The organism is Pseudomonas sp. PvP100 (assembly GCF_017833055.1).
Taxonomy (GTDB): Bacteria; Pseudomonadota; Gammaproteobacteria; order Pseudomonadales; family Pseudomonadaceae; genus Aquipseudomonas; species Aquipseudomonas syringae.
This window is the reverse complement of record NZ_JAFIBO010000001.1, coordinates 3,137,515-3,152,929: the sequence shown is the minus strand read 5'-3', so window position 1 is coordinate 3,152,929 and position 15,415 is coordinate 3,137,515. Positions and strand designations below refer to the sequence as shown.

13 protein-coding genes are annotated in these 15,415 nt (G+C 60.7%); 2 read left to right on the top strand and 11 right to left on the bottom strand.

The genetic code is table 11. The annotated features are described in order from the left end of the window. Positions 1 to 14: 14 nt before the first annotated feature. A complete protein-coding gene (locus tag JOE39_RS13360; RefSeq protein ID WP_002554837.1) occupies positions 15 to 224 on the bottom strand; it encodes a cold-shock protein in 210 nt (69 codons plus the stop codon). Positions 225 to 543: 319 nt separating this feature from the next. Here JOE39_RS13360 and dcd point away from each other — a divergent pair, with 319 nt between their 5' ends. Further along, positions 544 to 1,110, top strand: coding sequence for a dCTP deaminase (dcd, locus tag JOE39_RS13355; protein WP_002554836.1), 567 nt, complete (start codon positions 544 to 546; stop codon positions 1,108 to 1,110). 113 nt (positions 1,111 to 1,223) lie between these two features. Continuing rightward, entirely contained in the window at positions 1,224 to 1,442 is a 219-nt protein-coding gene (locus JOE39_RS13350) for a hypothetical protein (RefSeq protein WP_004404179.1), read from the top strand. Positions 1,443 to 1,507: 65 nt separating this feature from the next. Here JOE39_RS13350 and pdeM read toward each other — a convergent pair whose 3' ends face one another. From pdeM to JOE39_RS13300, 10 genes are all read right to left on the bottom strand, one after another. Continuing rightward, positions 1,508 to 2,164, bottom strand: a complete 657-nt coding sequence (pdeM, locus tag JOE39_RS13345) for a ligase-associated DNA damage response endonuclease PdeM (RefSeq protein WP_210077245.1) — start codon at positions 2,162 to 2,164, stop codon at positions 1,508 to 1,510. Beyond that, positions 2,161 to 4,653, bottom strand: a complete 2,493-nt coding sequence (locus JOE39_RS13340; RefSeq protein WP_210077247.1) for a ligase-associated DNA damage response DEXH box helicase — start codon at positions 4,651 to 4,653, stop codon at positions 2,161 to 2,163. Before JOE39_RS13340 ends, pdeM begins: the two co-directional genes overlap by 4 nt. Positions 4,654 to 4,915: 262 nt before the next feature. Continuing rightward, on the bottom strand, positions 4,916 to 5,680 hold the full coding sequence (locus JOE39_RS13335; RefSeq protein WP_003412889.1) for an ATP-binding cassette domain-containing protein: 765 nt from the start codon (positions 5,678 to 5,680) through the stop codon (positions 4,916 to 4,918). 9 nt (positions 5,681 to 5,689) lie between these two features. Then, positions 5,690 to 6,808, bottom strand: coding sequence for a succinylglutamate desuccinylase/aspartoacylase family protein (locus tag JOE39_RS13330; RefSeq protein WP_032659816.1), 1,119 nt, complete (start codon positions 6,806 to 6,808; stop codon positions 5,690 to 5,692). 12 nt (positions 6,809 to 6,820) lie between these two features. Further along, entirely contained in the window at positions 6,821 to 7,531 is a 711-nt protein-coding gene (locus JOE39_RS13325; protein ID WP_004404160.1) for an ABC transporter permease, read from the bottom strand. Continuing rightward, positions 7,528 to 8,256, bottom strand: a complete 729-nt coding sequence (locus JOE39_RS13320; RefSeq protein ID WP_003363567.1) for an ABC transporter permease — start codon at positions 8,254 to 8,256, stop codon at positions 7,528 to 7,530. The genes JOE39_RS13325 and JOE39_RS13320 overlap by 4 nt, the downstream gene beginning before the upstream one ends. Before the next feature lie 77 nt (positions 8,257 to 8,333). After that, the gene (locus JOE39_RS13315; protein WP_003428785.1) at positions 8,334 to 9,116 is read right to left on the bottom strand and encodes a transporter substrate-binding domain-containing protein; all 783 of its coding nucleotides are present in this window, start codon (positions 9,114 to 9,116) and stop codon (positions 8,334 to 8,336) included. A gap of 343 nt (positions 9,117 to 9,459) precedes the next feature. Then, the gene (locus JOE39_RS13310) at positions 9,460 to 11,163 is read right to left on the bottom strand and encodes an ATP-dependent DNA ligase (protein WP_210077248.1); all 1,704 of its coding nucleotides are present in this window, start codon (positions 11,161 to 11,163) and stop codon (positions 9,460 to 9,462) included. Beyond that, complete coding sequence (locus JOE39_RS13305; protein WP_010436866.1) at positions 11,160 to 12,206, bottom strand: ligase-associated DNA damage response exonuclease; 1,047 nt, start codon at positions 12,204 to 12,206, stop codon at positions 11,160 to 11,162. Before JOE39_RS13305 ends, JOE39_RS13310 begins: the two co-directional genes overlap by 4 nt. A gap of 581 nt (positions 12,207 to 12,787) precedes the next feature. Further along, positions 12,788 to 15,262 carry a penicillin acylase family protein gene (locus tag JOE39_RS13300; protein WP_210077250.1) on the bottom strand — a complete coding sequence of 825 codons (2,475 nt, stop codon included), beginning with the start codon at positions 15,260 to 15,262 and terminating at the stop codon, positions 12,788 to 12,790. Between the last annotated feature and the right edge of the window lie 153 nt (positions 15,263 to 15,415).

Genomic DNA, 15,415 nt, shown 5'->3' with positions numbered 1-15,415 from the left:
CGAATCAGTACAAGTTAGATAACTTGAACTTCTTCAGCTTGCATGCCTTTCTGACCGCGGGTAGCGATGAAAGAAACCTGTTGGCCTTCTTTCAGGCTTTTGAAGCCGTCGGATTGGATAGCTTTGAAGTGCACGAACAGGTCGTCACCGGATTGTGGAGTGATGAAGCCGAAGCCTTTTTCATCGTTGAACCACTTAACGGTACCAGTTTGGCGATTGGACATAGTATATCTCCTTGGACAAAGTTAACTGCGGCGTAGGAAGAGCCCTGGCCGAGACTGAGTGCAAAGAGCTGGAAAATTCATGGAGATGGTTGGATCGAAATTCAACATCGTGTAGAGATTCTCAGTGACACAAGCAACACAGTGACGCCACCTTAACCCTTTTTTCCGAACGTGCCAATGGTCTGTTGATGATTATTTCCATTCGCAGCGAAACAGCCCGGCCGGTCACGCGAACTCGCGATCTGTTGCCTTTGAACCCTCGGCCTCAGCCCGGTAAGATGCCGGATATCTTTTTCACCTCGCTATTCAGGACACCGCCATGAGCATCAAATCGGACAAGTGGATTCGCCGCATGGCGCAGGAACACGGGATGATCGAGCCCTTCGTAGAGCGCCAGGTACGTGGCGAAGGCGCTGATCGGGTGATCTCTTTCGGGGTGTCCAGTTATGGCTACGACGTGCGTTGCGCCGACGAATTCAAGGTCTTCACCAACATCAATTCGGCCACGGTCGATCCGAAAAACTTCGATGAAAAAAGCTTCGTCGATATCAAGAGCGACGTGTGCATCATCCCGCCCAACTCGTTTGCACTGGCGCGCACCGTCGAATATTTCCGCATTCCGCGTAACGTTCTGACCATCTGCCTGGGCAAGAGCACCTACGCGCGCTGCGGCATCATCGTCAATGTCACGCCGCTCGAGCCTGAGTGGGAAGGCCATGTAACGCTGGAGTTTTCCAACACCACCACGCTGCCGGCCAAGATCTACGCCAACGAAGGCGTGGCGCAGATGCTGTTCCTTGAGTCCGATGAGGAGTGTGAAGTGTCCTATAAGGATCGGGGTGGCAAGTACCAGGGGCAGCGTGGCGTCACCCTGCCGCGTACCTGATTTGCGCTCCAGCTGACTAGTGGAATTGAATTAATACTCTATTACGCACTCTATCTGTTCACATGCTTTCGCATAATTCATTACGTGCGAAAGCCTTTGATCTGGAGTGCCCTATGAAGACTACTTTCAAAATCTCTGAACAGGTTCAATCTCCGCTTAACGAGATCGGGTTGCTCGCCTGGTCGTTGATGGCTCATTCCGATCTCAGCCCGGAGCTGAACATGGTCGGTGGCGGGATCCCGGGTGATCCAGGCCGCGATACTCCGTTTCAGCCAACCGAGCCAGGCGGGCCTACTGTTCCTGACGAGCCGCCACCTGCACCTGTGGCCTGATTATCAGAAAACTGCCTGCTGTTCTCGTGAGCAGCGGGCAGTTTTGTATGTGGCGACCGGCGACGCTACGCCACTCGCCACACGGCATCACCGCCGGTCACGTAGATCGTACTGTCCGGTGCGGGGCGAATCTGAAAACCGCCCGTGAACTCGCCGAAGGCTGGCAGCAGACTGACTTGCCGGCCGAGGTAAAAGCACGCCAGCCGCAAGCTTTGCCGGCCGCGCCCGTGTAGTCGATACACCGGGTGAACGTGCCCGGCCAGTACGTGCAGGTCAGGGTGCGGATCGGGCTCGTGCTGCAGGGCAAATGGCCCGAGTGCCAAGGGCTCGGGGACCACATCAATGCCCAGAGAGGCGGGCGGATCGCCGGCTCGTTTGTCATGGTTGCCGCGGATCAGTGTGATGCGTAGTGTCGAACGCTCTGCCCGCCATTGTTGCAGCGTCGCCAGCGTGCTGACCGCGTGAGATTCCGGCGCGTGCAGGAAATCGCCCATAAAGATCAGATGATCGCAGGGATAGGCATCCAAAAGGCTGTCCAGGCGGCGCAGATTCGCCTGTGTAGTGCCGTGCGGCACCGGTTGGCCGAGCTTGCGATAGGCGGCCGCCTTGCCAAAGTGCGCATCGGCGATCAGCAAGGATCGTTCGGCGGGGTAGTAGATGGCCTTGTCGGCCAGCAGCCACAGCTCCTCTCCTGCCAGCGTGACAGCCAGATACGGGTTCATTGTTCAGGCTCCGGGCCAGCGGCTTTCTCCAGGTCGCGGACCATGCGCGCGATGCGGTCGGCAAGTTTCTCCGAACTGAGGCTTTCGCGAAAGCGTTCGACCAGCAACGGAAAGGCCAGCGGGGTCGCGCGTTTTATTGCGTGCAGGTCCAGCGTGCGGCTGTTGATCTGGCGCAACGTCAGTTCCAGACGTTGCAGGTCCAGTTCCTGACGCAGGACTTCCTGTTCGGCCTGGGTCAGCAGCATGTTGTCAGCGTCGTATTGCTTGAACACCTCGAAGAACAGCCCGCTGGATGCCTGCAACTGACGATTGCTCTTGGCCGCGCCAGGGTAGCCGGAAAACACCAGCCCGGAGATGCGCGCGATTTCCCTAAAGCGCCGCAGGGCCAGTTCGCCAGCGTTCAGGCTGGCGATAATATCGGCTAACAGCTCCGTTTCGCTGAACAGTTCAGCCTGCAATGTCTGCGCCCAGTCGATCTCGCTGGCGCTGAGCAGCTCCAGCCCGTAGTCGTTGACGGCGATGGAAAAGGTCAGCGGCTGATGCCGGCTCAGGCGCCAGGCCAGCAGGCTGCCCAGCCCCAGATGCACGTGGCGGCCGGCGAACGGGTAGAGGAACAGGTGCCAGCCTTCCCGGGACCTGAGTGTTTCGGCCAGCAATGTGTCGCGTCGTGGCAGCCCTGACCACTGCTGCTGCACTTCCAGCAGGGGTTTGATCGCGCGCATTTCCGGGCTGTTGAATTCGCCCCGCGCAGCGGCATCGAACTTCTCCACCACGGCATCCGCCAGTTCGCTGGACAGGGGCATTCGACCGCCATTCCAGCGTGGTACGGCGGCTTTCTTGCCGGTTGCGCGCTTGACGTAGGCCGTCATGTTTTCCACTCGAACCAACTCCAATAAGCGTCCGCCGAACAGAAAACCATCACCGGGTTTGAGTCGGGCGATGAAGCCTTCTTCAACGCTGCCCAGCGAGCCACCACCGCCGCCTTTTTTCCAGTATTTCAGGTTGACGGTGGCCTCGCTGACGATGGTCCCCACGCTCATGCGGTGGCGTCTTGCAAGACGCGCATCGGGGACACGCCAGACGCCGTCCTCGTCGGGTTCGGCACGGCGGTAATCAGGGTAGGCGGTCAGCGAGTGGCCGCCGTTGCGGACAAACGCCAGCGCCCATTGCCATTGCTCGTCGCTGAGGTCGTGGTAAGCCCAGGCGCTGCGTACTTCGGCCAGCAGCTCATCGGGACGGAAGCCACCGCCCAGGGCGATGCTGACCAGGTGCTGGACCAGCACGTCCAGCGGCTGGTGTGGGGATTCGCGGGGCTCGATCATCCGAGCTTCGACGGCGTCATGGGCGGCAGCGGCTTCGACCAGCTCCAGGCTGTGGGTCGGCACCAATGTCACGCGCGAAGGGCGACCCGGTGCGTGGCCCGAGCGCCCGGCGCGCTGCATCAGGCGTGCGACACCTTTGGGCGAGCCGATTTGCAACACGCGCTCGACCGGCAGAAAGTCCACGCCCAGGTCCAGGCTGGAGGTACACACCACGGCCTTGAGTGCGCCTTCCTTCAACGCGCGCTCGACCCAGTCGCGGACCTCTCGGGCCAGCGACCCATGGTGCAGGGCAATCAGCCCGGCCCAGTCGGGGCGGGCTTCCAGTAACGCCTGATACCAGATTTCCGACTGCGCCCGGGTGTTGGTGAACACCAGACAGCTTGCGCTGCTTTCCACCTCGGCCACGACCTGCGGCAACATGCGCAGGCCCATGTGCCCGGCCCACGGGAAGCGTTCGATGGACGGCGGCAACAGCGTATCGACCTGCAAGTCCTTGACGATCTTGCCTTGCACGGTCACGCCGCCGTCGCCGATCAGTACCTGCTGCGCGTGTTGCTGATTACCCAGCGTCGCGGAAATGCCCCACACGATCAGTTGCGGATTCCAGCGCCTCAGGCGGGCAAGGGCCAGTTGCAACTGCACGCCGCGCTTGTTGCCGATCAGCTCGTGCCATTCGTCCACCACCACCATCTTCAGTGTCGACAAGGCGACCTGAGCGTCGGCACGGGTCAGCAGCAGCGTCAGGCTTTCAGGGGTGGTGATCAAGGCAGAGGGCAGCCGCCGACTCTGCCGGGCGCGTTCGCTGCCGCTGGTATCGCCGGTGCGCAAGCCGACCGACCACGGGATGTCCAGTTCGGCCAGTGGCGCCTCAAGGGCGCGGGCGGTATCGGCGGCCAGGGCGCGCATGGGCGTGATCCACAGGACACTCAGCGGTTCGGCAGGCGGTTTGCGTTTGCGGGGTTTGTTGTCAGCGGTGAGCGTATTGGCTTTGGCGAAGCGGTTGAGCGCGGCGAACCATACGGCGTAGGTCTTGCCCGAGCCGGTGCTGGCATGCAGCAAACCGGACTCGCCATTCTTCACCGCCGCCCAGACCTCTTTCTGGAACGCAAAGGGCTTCCAGCCTCGGGCGAGAAACCATCGTCGAGCGAAATCGGTGGGTCTGCTCATCCGTTTGAGTGTGCTCTGAGTGGCGTTAAGTCAGAGACAGCAGAGAAAGGGTAATAGTTTTAAATGGTTATGTGGCTGATCGTTCCTGGATTGCCTATCGTGCCGATACCAGGGATACCACCATGACTATCGTGCCGATGCTCCGCGTCGGCATGCCGTTCTGGACGCTCTGCGTCCTCTTGATGACGTAGAGCGTCTTCCACGCTTGAGCGTGGGAACGAGATTTGAGGGGGATCGAGACGTGTGTACGCAGCAATCCGTGCTACTTCAGATTGCCGCTCAAGAACTGCTGCAAACGCTCGCTTTTCGGGTTGTTGAGGACTTCGTCCGGGTGGCCGGATTCTTCGATCTGGCCCTGGTGCAGGAACACAACCTGGCTCGCCACCTTGCGCGCGAAACCCATTTCGTGGGTGACCAGAATCATCGTCCGGCCTTCTTCAGCCAGGCCCTGAATGACCTTCAGCACTTCACCGACCAGCTCCGGGTCCAGCGCGGATGTCGGTTCGTCGAAAAGCATGATTTCCGGCTCCATCGCCAGCGCACGGGCGATGGCCACGCGCTGTTGCTGGCCACCGGAAAGAAACGCGGGGTACTGATCGGCGACACGCTCAGGCAGGCCGACCTTTTCCAGGTATTTGCGCGCGCGAGCTTCGGCTTCGGCCTTGGGCACGCCCAGGACCCGGCGCGGCGCCATGGTGATGTTTTCCAGCACGGTCATGTGCGCCCACAGGTTGAAGTGCTGAAACACCATCGCTAGCCGCGTACGGATACGCTGCAGCTCATCCGGGTCGGCAACGCGCATACCGTCCTTGTCGCTGACCATGCGTACTTGCTTGCCATCCAGGCTCATCGCCCCGTCACTGGGCTGTTCGAGAAAGTTGATGCAGCGCAAAAAGGTGCTCTTGCCGGAGCCACTGGCGCCGATCAGACAGATGACGTCACCGCTGCTGGCCTTGAGCGATACGCCTTTGAGCACGTGATTGTCGCCATAGCTTTTGTGCAGGCCATCGATGGTCAGTTTGTACATGACAGGTCCTCAAGGAGAAAGTAGATAGCCGCTGCGATAGGCATGGGTGCCGGCGATGTGCGCAATGACCATGCCGGCAGTCGCCATGCGGCGCAGGGAACGCGCATACAGCAGGCCTGCGTTGAGGGCATGGATGCAGGTCACGGTGTCGCTGATCGGGTCGATGACCTCGGCAATCAGTTGGCCGGCCTCGACGTGTTCGCCGGGCATCGCGCAGAACACCAGCAGGCCGCCGACCGGCGTAGCCACCGGTTCGACCGCTGCCAGTGGCGTAGCGGGGTAGAGCAGTTCGGGCAGCGGCTGCAGATCGCCGTCAATCATGCCGGCATCGATCAGGTAATGAATGATCGCCTGGCAGTCGCGGCTGGCCAGCGCATGGTTGACATCGCCTTGCCCGCGCAGCTCCAGGGTCACCGAAAAGCTGCCCATGGGAATCGGAAAGCGCTCGCCAAAGCGTTGCTGCAATTGCCACCAGACCAGCGTGAAGCACTCATCGAACGACTGCCCGCCTGAGTCAGTCGCCAGCAGGCTGGCTTGCGCGCCCAGGTAGCGTGATAACGGTTCGACTTTCGGCCAGGCTTCGGGCGTGGTGTACAGGTGCTCGACCGACTCGAAATCACAGTGCAGGTCCAGCACCATGTCGGCATCGCAGGCCAGGCGCTGCAGGGTCAGGCGCAACGAATGCAGTTGTGTGGTCGCCGGTACGGCATTCAGCGCCGCCAGCAGGCTGTCCCTGACCAGCGCGCAGTTGTGCTCTGCGTCGTTAGTCAGTCGGGCTTCAATGTCATCACCGACCTGAGTGCAGAGGTCGCTGAACCCGCGATTGAAGTTCTGGCCGCTTTCCTGCTCGTAGCGGCCCAGCGGGGTGTCCATCAGTACCTGTTCCAGACCGATCGGGTTGGCGACGGGCACCACAACGATTTCGCCCAGCAGTCGCCCGGCGTTTTCCAGTTCGGCCAGACGCTGCTTCAGGTACCAGGCCACCAGCATGCCCGGTAGCTCGTCGGCATGCAGCGACGCCTGAATATAGACTTTGCCGGCGCCGTTTTGCGGCCCGTAATGAAAGCTGTGGATTTGCCGGCCAGTGCCGGGCACTGGCGACAGCAAGTCATGGGTGTGATGGCGCATGTTCAGTCCTGATTAATGGGCCGGGCCGAGAAAGGCCAGCCAGCGGCGTTCGGCAAGGCGGAACAGCCCGACCAGAATGAACGTCACGGTCAGGTACATGACGGCGGCGATACCGAAGGACTGGAAGGTCATGAAAGTGGCGGAGTTGGCATCCCGCGCGACTTTCAGGATGTCCGGCACCGTGGCGGTAAAGGCCACGGTGGTCGAGTGCAGCATCAGGATCACTTCGTTGCTGTAATACGGCAGAGAGCGGCGCAGCACCGACGGCATGATCACGTAGGCGTAAAGCTTCCAGCCGGTCAGGCCGTAGGCCTTGGCCGCTTCGACTTCGCCGTGGGCCATGCTGCGGATCGCCCCGGCAAAGATCTCCGTGGTGTAGGCGCAGGTGTTCAGGGTGAAGGCCAGGATCGTGCAGTTCATCGCATCGCGAAAGAACGCATCGAGCATCGGCTGTTCACGCACCGCGGCAAGGCTGTAAATGCCGGTGTAGCAGATCAGCAGCTGTATATAGAGAGGCGTACCGCGAAACAGGTAGGTGTAGAACTGCACCGGCCAGCGCACCCAGCGTTTTCCCGACACCCGCGCAATCGACAGCGGGATCGACACGCAGAAGCCGATGACGATGGAGGCGCTGAGCAGCCACATGGTCATCGCCAGGCCGGTCACGTTGACGCCATCTGTATAAAGGAAGGGTTTCCAGTATTCCTGCAGCAATTCGATCATCGCTGTGCCTCCCGGCTGCCTGCGGCGTAATACCGCTCAGCCCAACGCAGGGCGAAGTTCGAGGCGCTGGTGATCAGCAGGTAAATCAGTGCCGCCAGCACCAGAAAGTAGAACAGCTGATAGGTGCTCTTGCCCGCATCCTGTGACGCCTTGACCAGATCAGCCAGGCCGATGATCGATACCAGCGCAGTCGCCTTGAGCAGAACCTGCCAGTTATTGCCGATCCCCGGCAGCGCGTAACGCATCATCTGCGGGAACACCACGTAACGAAAGCGCTGGCCGCGTTTCAATCCATAGGCCGTCGCCGCTTCCACCTGACCGCGAGGCACGGACAGAATCGCGCCGCGAAAGGTCTCGGTGAAGTACGCACCATAGATGAAGCCCAGGGTGATGACGCCTGCGCCAAACGGGTTGATCTCGATGTATTCCCATTCCATCGCGTCGGTCAGCATGGTGAGCCAGGTTTGCAGGCTGTAGAAAATCAGCAGCATCAACACCAGGTCCGGAACACCACGGATCAGTGTCGTGTAAATTTGCGCCGGCACGCGCAGCAGCGCGGAGCTCGACAGTTTGGCGCTGGCCCCGATCAGTCCGAGCAAAATGCTCAGAGCAAGCGACAGCACAGCCAGTTTGACGGTCATCCAGGTGCCTTCCAGCAACAGCGGGCCAAAGCCCTTCAGGCTGAATGCCGAGAGTCCCAGGTTTTGCATGAGTGCATCGAGCATGGATAGGCCTTGTTACCAACAAAAACGCCCACCGATCGGGCGACAAATGATCGCCGAAATCGATGGGCGTCGGGGTGTTATTTACCGCTGTAGAGGTTCAGGTCGCCAAAGTGTTTTTTCTGGATTTCAGCGTAGGTGCCGTCTTTATGCATCGCCTCGATGCCTTTATCCAGCAGCGCCTTGAGTTCCTTGTTGCCCTGGGCAATGCCGATGGCGGTTTTGGCTGGCAGCAGTTCGCTGTCGATAGGCTTGCTGACTTCGTAGTCAGCACCGGCCGGCGATTTCAGGAAGCCCAGTTCGGCCTGCAGCATGTCTTGGATCGAGGCGTCGAGACGACCGGAGGTCAGGTCGGAGTAAACCTGGTCCTGGTTGGCATAGGCCTTGGTGGAAATACCTGCCTTGTCCAGTACGGCCTTGGCGTAGGCTTCCTGGATGGTGCCTTGCTCATAGCCCACGGTCTTGCCTTTCAGGCTGGCCGGGTCGGCGGTAAAGCCTGCACCCTTCTTGAACACCAGCGAGGTCGGGCCGGAGAACAGTTCGTTGGAGAAGTCGATGACTTTTTCGCGAGCAGGGGTCACGGTCATCGAGGAAATGACGCCGTCGAATTTGCGTGCCTTGAGGCCGGGGATCATGCCGTCGAAGTCGCTTTCTACCCATTTGCAGGTGACTTTCAGCTCTTTGCAGATCGCATTGCCCAGATCGATATCGAAGCCGACCAGGCTGCCATCGGCCGCTTTTGATTCGAACGGTGCGTAAGATGGATCGACGCCAAAGCGCAGTTCCTTGTATTCCTTGGCCATGGTGTTACCGGCGGCGATGCACAGAGCCAGTGCAGAAAGAGTCAGCCATGCTTTTTTCATTGTTCAGTCCTTAAAACCTTAAATGGGGCGTTGGGAATACGCGAAGCGTGCTACCGGCAAGTGCCAGATAGGCATTGGGTAGCAATTTCCGAACCAGAGGAACGAACGTGCGTTTGAAATGTAAGGCGTTGTCGCTATTTCGTATAAACGGCTGGCAATTGGCCGCCCATGCGCGCTTACAGGGTTGGTGTTCATCGCCCGGTACTACGCAGGGAGCTTTGTCAGGTGAGACAGAGCGGAAGATTGGTAACGAATCAGGAAGTTTCCTACAAACGATCAGGATGATTTGCCTGTTGGTGTTTCAAAAAGGTGCACGGTATTTGCCATGCGCCCTTTTGGTGCTCTAGTTCAGCAGGTCTTGCAGCGTCGCCAGACTGTCGGCTTCGGCGACCGGCTTGTCCTGCCGCCAGCGCAGCATCCGCGGGAAACGCACCGCGATGCCGCTCTTGTGACGCTTGGACAGGGCGATACCTTCAAAGCCCAGCTCGAACACCAGCGTCGGAGTGACGCTGCTGACCGGCCCGAATTTCTCCACCGTTGTCTTGCGAACGATGGCGTCGACCTTGCGCATTTCTTCATCGGTCAGCCCCGAGTAGGCCTTGGCGAATGGCACCAACGTGCGCTCACTGGCTTCGGGCGGGCCGTCCCAGACTGCAAAGGTGTAGTCGCTGTACAGACTGGCGCGTCGTCCGTGACCGCGTTGCGCGTAAATCAGCACGGCGTCGACGCTGAACGGGTCGATTTTCCATTTCCACCACACCCCCATGTCCTTGGTGCGACCGACGCCGTATAGCGAGTCGCGAGCCTTGAGCATCATGCCCTCTACGCCCAGGCTGCGCGAGGCTTCGCGCTGGGTGGCCAGGTCGAGCCAATCCTTGCCGGTGAGCACCGGGGAGGGCATCAGCACCTCGCTCTGGCAGGTTTCGATCAGAGCTTCCAGGCGCGAGCGGCGTTCATGTTGCGGGCGACTGCGCCAGTCATCGCCTTGCCACTCCAGCAGGTCATAGGCCAGCACCACGACCGGAACGTCGGCAAGAATCTTTTTGCCCAGCGTCTTTCGGCCTATGCGCTGTTGCAGCAGGGCGAACGGCTGAACCGAAGGCGCAGCCACAGGCGCATCGCTGTTCAAGGCAAACTCCGCATCGGCATCGGGGTTCGCATCGGGGGCTTTCCAGACCACGATTTCGCCGTCGATCACCGTGCCGTCCGGCAGGCACTGCACCAGGCTGTGCAACTCCGGAAAACGGTCGGTTACCAGCTCCTCGCCGCGCGACCAGATCCACAAGCGCCCGTCACGTTTGACCAGTTGCGCGCGAATACCGTCCCACTTCCATTCCACCTGCCAGTTCTGCGCCGGACCGAGCAACGCCTCGAACTGATCGGCGGGCTGTTGCAGCGAGTGGGCGAGAAAAAACGGGTAGGGCTGGCCGCCGCGTTGGGCGTGCTCATCTTCGGATTCATGCGCGATCAGCTTCAAATAGCGCTCGGCGCTGGGCCGGTGCGACAGGTCGGTGTAGCCCACCAGTCGTTGTGCGACACGTTTGCTGTCGATGTCTGCCAGCGCCGCCAGCGCACGGGTGACCAGCAGCTTGGACACGCCGACGCGGAAGCTGCCGGTGATCAGCTTGATGCAGACCATCAGGCTGCTGCGGTCCAGCTGCGACCAGAACAGCGGCAGCCGCTCGGCGAGTTCTTCAGGCGGCAGACCGCGCAATGGCAACAGCTTGTCTTCCATCCAGGTGGCCAGGCCTTCGTCATTACTGTGGTCGGCCTGGGGCAGCAACAGCGACAGGGTTTCCGCCAGGTCACCGACTGCCTGATAGCTCTCTTCGAACAGCCATTCCGGCAGACTTGCCAGGGTCATTGCCTGTTCGCGCAGTACACGGGTAGGCACCAACTGTCGTGGGCGTCCGCCTGACAGAAAGTACACTGCCCAGGCTGCGTCCTCTGCTGCCGCCTTTTCGAAGTAGTCGCGCATTGCGGCGAGTTTGGCGTTGCTTGACGTGGTCGCGTCCAGCTGTGCGTAGAGTTCAGCAAAGGCTTTCATGATTGAGCCTCACCCGTGCCTGCCGCCTCGGGTTCGCTGGTTGCCGGGTTGCTGTCCTCTTCATCACCGTATTCGGTGCTGAAGCCCTGCGCGTCCAGGCCCAGTTCTCGCAGGTAGCGCACCAGTATGCCGACCGAGCCGTGGGTCACCATGACGCGTTCGGCGCCGGTCTGTTCAACAGCCCATAGCAAGCCTGGCCAGTCGGCGTGATCGGACAGCACAAAACCGCGATCCACACCGCGCCGGCGTCGTGTGCCGCGCAGCATCATCCAGCCGCTGGCAAACGCATCGCTGTATTCGCCGAAGCGCTTCATCCAGCTGCTGCCACCTGCCGAAGGCGGTGCCAGAATCAACGCCTGACGCAGCGCGGGATCGGTCTTTTTGAAATCGCCGGCGTACTGGGTTTCCGGGATGTAGATGCCGCCTTCACGATACACACGGTTCAGCGGCTCTACGGCGCCGTGTACCAGTATCGGCCCGATCTGCGCGTCAATGCCGTGCAGGATGCGCTGGGCCTTGCCGAACGAGTAGGCGAACAGCACGCTGGCCTTGCCCTGGGCTGCATTGGCACGCCACCACTGGTTGATACCTTCGAAGATCTGCGCCTGCGGCGCCCAGCGATAGATCGGCAGGCCGAAGGTCGATTCGGTGATAAACGTATGGCAGCGCACCGGCTCGAAGGCCGCACAAGTCCCGTCCGGCTCGACTTTGTAGTCGCCGGAAGCTACCCAGACCTCGCCTTGGTACTCCAGTCGCACCTGCGCCGACCCCAGCACATGCCCGGCCGGATGCAGGCTCAGCTTCACGCCGTGATGGGTGATGGTTTCGCCGTATTCCAGGGTCTGCAGGTTGATGTCCTGCCCGAGGCGCGAACGCAAAATACCCTCGCCACTGGCCGCCGACAGGTAATGCTCATTGCCGGTACGGGCATGGTCGCCATGCGCATGGGTGATGACGGCGCGTTCGACAGGACGCCATGGATCGATATAGAAATCACCAGGTGGGCAGTACAAACCTTCGGGGCGAGCAACGACAAGATCCATGGGGCAACCGTATGGATGGGCTTGTTAGCTATGAGCCGGGAAGGATCTGGAAGTTCGGGGAGTTTGCGTGAGCGCTCCGGAGCGTGAGGCGCGACAGCAGGTGAATCAGGGCTCGACTCAAGGTCATCTTTTCGCCTCTGACTATCGTTCCCGTGCTCCGCGTGGGAATGCAGTTCGTGACGCTCCGCGTCACACATGGGTTCTGCGATGTCAGGTGGATTGAGGTTCGGCTCAAGTCACCTTTTCGCCCCTCGGCGAGTTACTTTGATGGGGCCAAAGTAACCAAACCCCCTGGCTCCGTTTCCGGCCCGACTTCGTCGGGTTCCTTCGCCCTGTCACTGATCCGGGGGTCGCCGCACCGGGCCATCCATGGCCCGGTGCGGCTAGCCTGGCGTCCTGCCAGGCTACCCCCGGATCAGCGCCAGGACTCAGCCGTCACTTACGTCGCACTCTGCGTCGTCAGTGCCATCGCGACATAAAAGCGCTTTTATGCACGATGGTGTTTCTTCCGGACATTGATGACTCAAGCCGAACCCCAATCTACCTGACAAAGAAAAACCGCTGCGTCCGGTTTTCGGCGCTTACTTGCCCGGTGTCAGCGTCAGGCGTTGCTTGCCGTAGCCCTTTTCGTAGTTCTGTTGTTGCACCGGAATCGACTGGTACTGACCTTTCTGCCACGGCTCGATACTGTTGGCGTAATACGGGCTGGCCGGGTTGCCGGATTGGCCTGTGCTGATCAGGCCGGTCATCGGTTCGACCAGGCTGAAGTCGACAATCATGCGCAGACCGGGGGCCATGCGGGCGTCGAAGCCCTTGCCCCACTCGAAGCCGGACACGTTCAGCGTCGTGTGATCACCACCCGCTGGTGTGGCGCTACGGTTGAACTCGCCGCCACCCAACTGCTTGGCCAGCGGGCTGGTCGAGACCCAGTTGTCACGGTGCAGTTTGCCCCATTGCCAGGCCTTGTGATCGCTGCCCAACAGGCTGTCGCCACTGGTGATGGCAGCCGCCAGACTGCGCGCGAGGATGGCCGGTTTGTCTTCCTTCTGCGGGGTTTTAACGTCATCCCAATACGGACTGTCATCGCGCCCCAACAGGTGGTCGGCCTGTGGTGAGTAGGATGAGCTGGCATTGGCCACCAGTGCCTGCCAGGCAGGGCTGGTTTCCGGACCCAATTCATCGAGGAAAATCTGCTTGGCGCTTTCCTGCAGAAACAGCTCGTACAGCGCCGCATCGGCCGAGGTAGCACTGAGCTTGCCATCGAACGCCATCAGGCGCGTGAACGCTTCGCGGGCCTTGTTGCGATCGGCTTCGGGCAGGGCATCGATGGCCTGCTTGAGCGGCTTGCTCATGCCCGGCGCCTGGAACATGGTCTTGAGCTTGGCGGCGAACGTGGTGGTCTGGTCGTATTGCATGGCGATGGTGCTGCGCAGGTCCTGCTTGCCACCGTTGGCCAGCTCGGCAATCCGCTCGGCGCGCTCCGGGTAGCCCCACGAGTTGGAGAGCTGCATGCCGTAGCCTTTCGGGATCGTGCGCTGGTTGGCCGCTGCAAGCCAGCCTTGGCGCGGGTCCTGATCATAAGGGTGGAGCATCGAGTCGGCGAAACCGTCCCAGTCGTACTTGCCATCCCAACCCGGCGAAGGCAGCAGACCCTGGCCTTCACGCCGGTTCGGGAAGCGGCCGGTGACCTGCCAGCCAATGTTCGAGGCGTCGGCAAAGATCATGTTCAGAGTGATCGCCCGAATCTCGCGGCTGGTATCGAAGGCTTTCTCGACGTTAGGCGCACGGGACAGATCGAAGAATGCATCCAGGCTCTTGTCGTCCTTGAAGTTCGGAACTTGCAGCGCCAGGCTCAAACCGTTGCCGGGCGGGGTTGCAGAGGCGTTGAGCAGCGCGCCGTGGCGGGTTTCGTACACGGTTTCACGCAGCGGGCTGCCGCCCTTGACCAGAAAGGTTTCTTGATGCGCCGCCGCTGGCAGCCATTTGCCGTCAGCCATATAAGAGACGCGGTTGCCTTCGCGCTTGATCTTCTCCAGAAACAGGTCTTGGTTGTCGCCCTTGACGTTGCTCATGCTCCACGCCAGCTTGCCGTTGAAACCGCTGAGCACCAGCGGCATACCGGCGATGGTGACGCCGGACACCTGGTATTTCGGTGCGCGGATCTGCACGAAGCTCCAGGCAGAATTGAGCCCGGCAGGCAGCTGCATGTCACTGGCCAGCAGACTTTTGCCGTTGCGACTGCGTTGTGGCGCGATGGCCCAGTTGCTGGAGGCCGCAACGCCGAGCATGTTCAGGTCCGAGAGCTGCAGGGCGATCCTGTTCAGATCGCTCAGGCCGGTGACCTGATTGTTGAGGTTCAGGCCCTTGAGCTTGTCGGCTTCGGCAAATGGTAATTCTTCGTCAGGGTAGGTCGGCAACAGCCAGGCGAGTTTGTCCGCGCTGACTTTCTGCGCCAGAACCAGAGCCGACAGCTCTTCCTGCAGGTTTACCGACAGGCTGAAATTGAGCAGGCTGAAGATCAGCGCCGAGTCTTCCGGCTTCCAGTATTCCGGCTTGTAGCCCGAACTGGCGATCTCGGCAGGCAGCTTGTCGCGATAACGGAACAGGTAGGCGTTCACGCCGCGTGCATAGACATCGAAGAAACGTTTCAAGCGTGGCGACGCGGCGTTGTACAGGTCGCTGGCGTTCTGCTTGAGGTTGACCGAGCGCATCAGGCGGTCGACGCCCAGTGCATCCGCGCCGGCCATTTCCGACAAGCGGCCCTGTGCTAGCAGACGCATGCCGAGCATCTGACCGATTCGATCACCGGCATGAACGTAGCCGAGCGTGAACAGCGCATCGTGATAGCTGCTGCTTTCTATCAGCGGCATGCCCATCGTGTTGCGGCGCACCGAAACATTTTGCGCCAGCCCTTTGAGCGGGAACGTCCCGGAAACAGGCAGCACGGTCTCGGGATCGCCGCTGCCCAACTGGCAGCCGGCAAGGCTCAGGAAGCTCGCCGCAGCGGCGGCAGCGCCGAATCGGGGTAGAAAATGACGAAGGGCTGGCGAGGCCATGGGCAAGCTCCTGGAGGGGTAACGTACAAAAGCCGCTACGTTAGAGAGCAGCCCGCCAGCGCGCAAGCGGGAAGGGCGAGTTTATTTCAGGATTTTGCAGAAGTGACCAGACGGCTCTTGTGCCATTGCTCAGCGCAGGCACAAGAGTCGCCA

Excerpts from the sequence above, each read along its gene's own strand:
- JOE39_RS13360 (WP_002554837.1), bottom strand. The coding sequence starts at position 224 with ATGTCCAATCGCCAAACTGGTACCGTTAAGTGGTTCAACGATGAAAAA.
- dcd (WP_002554836.1), top strand. The coding sequence starts at position 544 with ATGAGCATCAAATCGGACAAGTGGATTCGCCGCATGGCGCAGGAACAC.
- JOE39_RS13350 (WP_004404179.1), top strand. The coding sequence starts at position 1,224 with ATGAAGACTACTTTCAAAATCTCTGAACAGGTTCAATCTCCGCTTAAC.
- pdeM (WP_210077245.1), bottom strand. The coding sequence starts at position 2,164 with ATGAACCCGTATCTGGCTGTCACGCTGGCAGGAGAGGAGCTGTGGCTG.
- JOE39_RS13340 (WP_210077247.1), bottom strand. The coding sequence starts at position 4,653 with ATGAGCAGACCCACCGATTTCGCTCGACGATGGTTTCTCGCCCGAGGC.
- JOE39_RS13335 (WP_003412889.1), bottom strand. The coding sequence starts at position 5,680 with ATGTACAAACTGACCATCGATGGCCTGCACAAAAGCTATGGCGACAAT.
- JOE39_RS13330 (WP_032659816.1), bottom strand. The coding sequence starts at position 6,808 with ATGCGCCATCACACCCATGACTTGCTGTCGCCAGTGCCCGGCACTGGC.
- JOE39_RS13325 (WP_004404160.1), bottom strand. The coding sequence starts at position 7,531 with ATGATCGAATTGCTGCAGGAATACTGGAAACCCTTCCTTTATACAGAT.
- JOE39_RS13320 (WP_003363567.1), bottom strand. The coding sequence starts at position 8,256 with ATGCTCGATGCACTCATGCAAAACCTGGGACTCTCGGCATTCAGCCTG.
- JOE39_RS13315 (WP_003428785.1), bottom strand. The coding sequence starts at position 9,116 with ATGAAAAAAGCATGGCTGACTCTTTCTGCACTGGCTCTGTGCATCGCC.
- JOE39_RS13310 (WP_210077248.1), bottom strand. The coding sequence starts at position 11,163 with ATGAAAGCCTTTGCTGAACTCTACGCACAGCTGGACGCGACCACGTCA.
- JOE39_RS13305 (WP_010436866.1), bottom strand. The coding sequence starts at position 12,206 with ATGGATCTTGTCGTTGCTCGCCCCGAAGGTTTGTACTGCCCACCTGGT.
- JOE39_RS13300 (WP_210077250.1), bottom strand. The coding sequence starts at position 15,262 with ATGGCCTCGCCAGCCCTTCGTCATTTTCTACCCCGATTCGGCGCTGCC.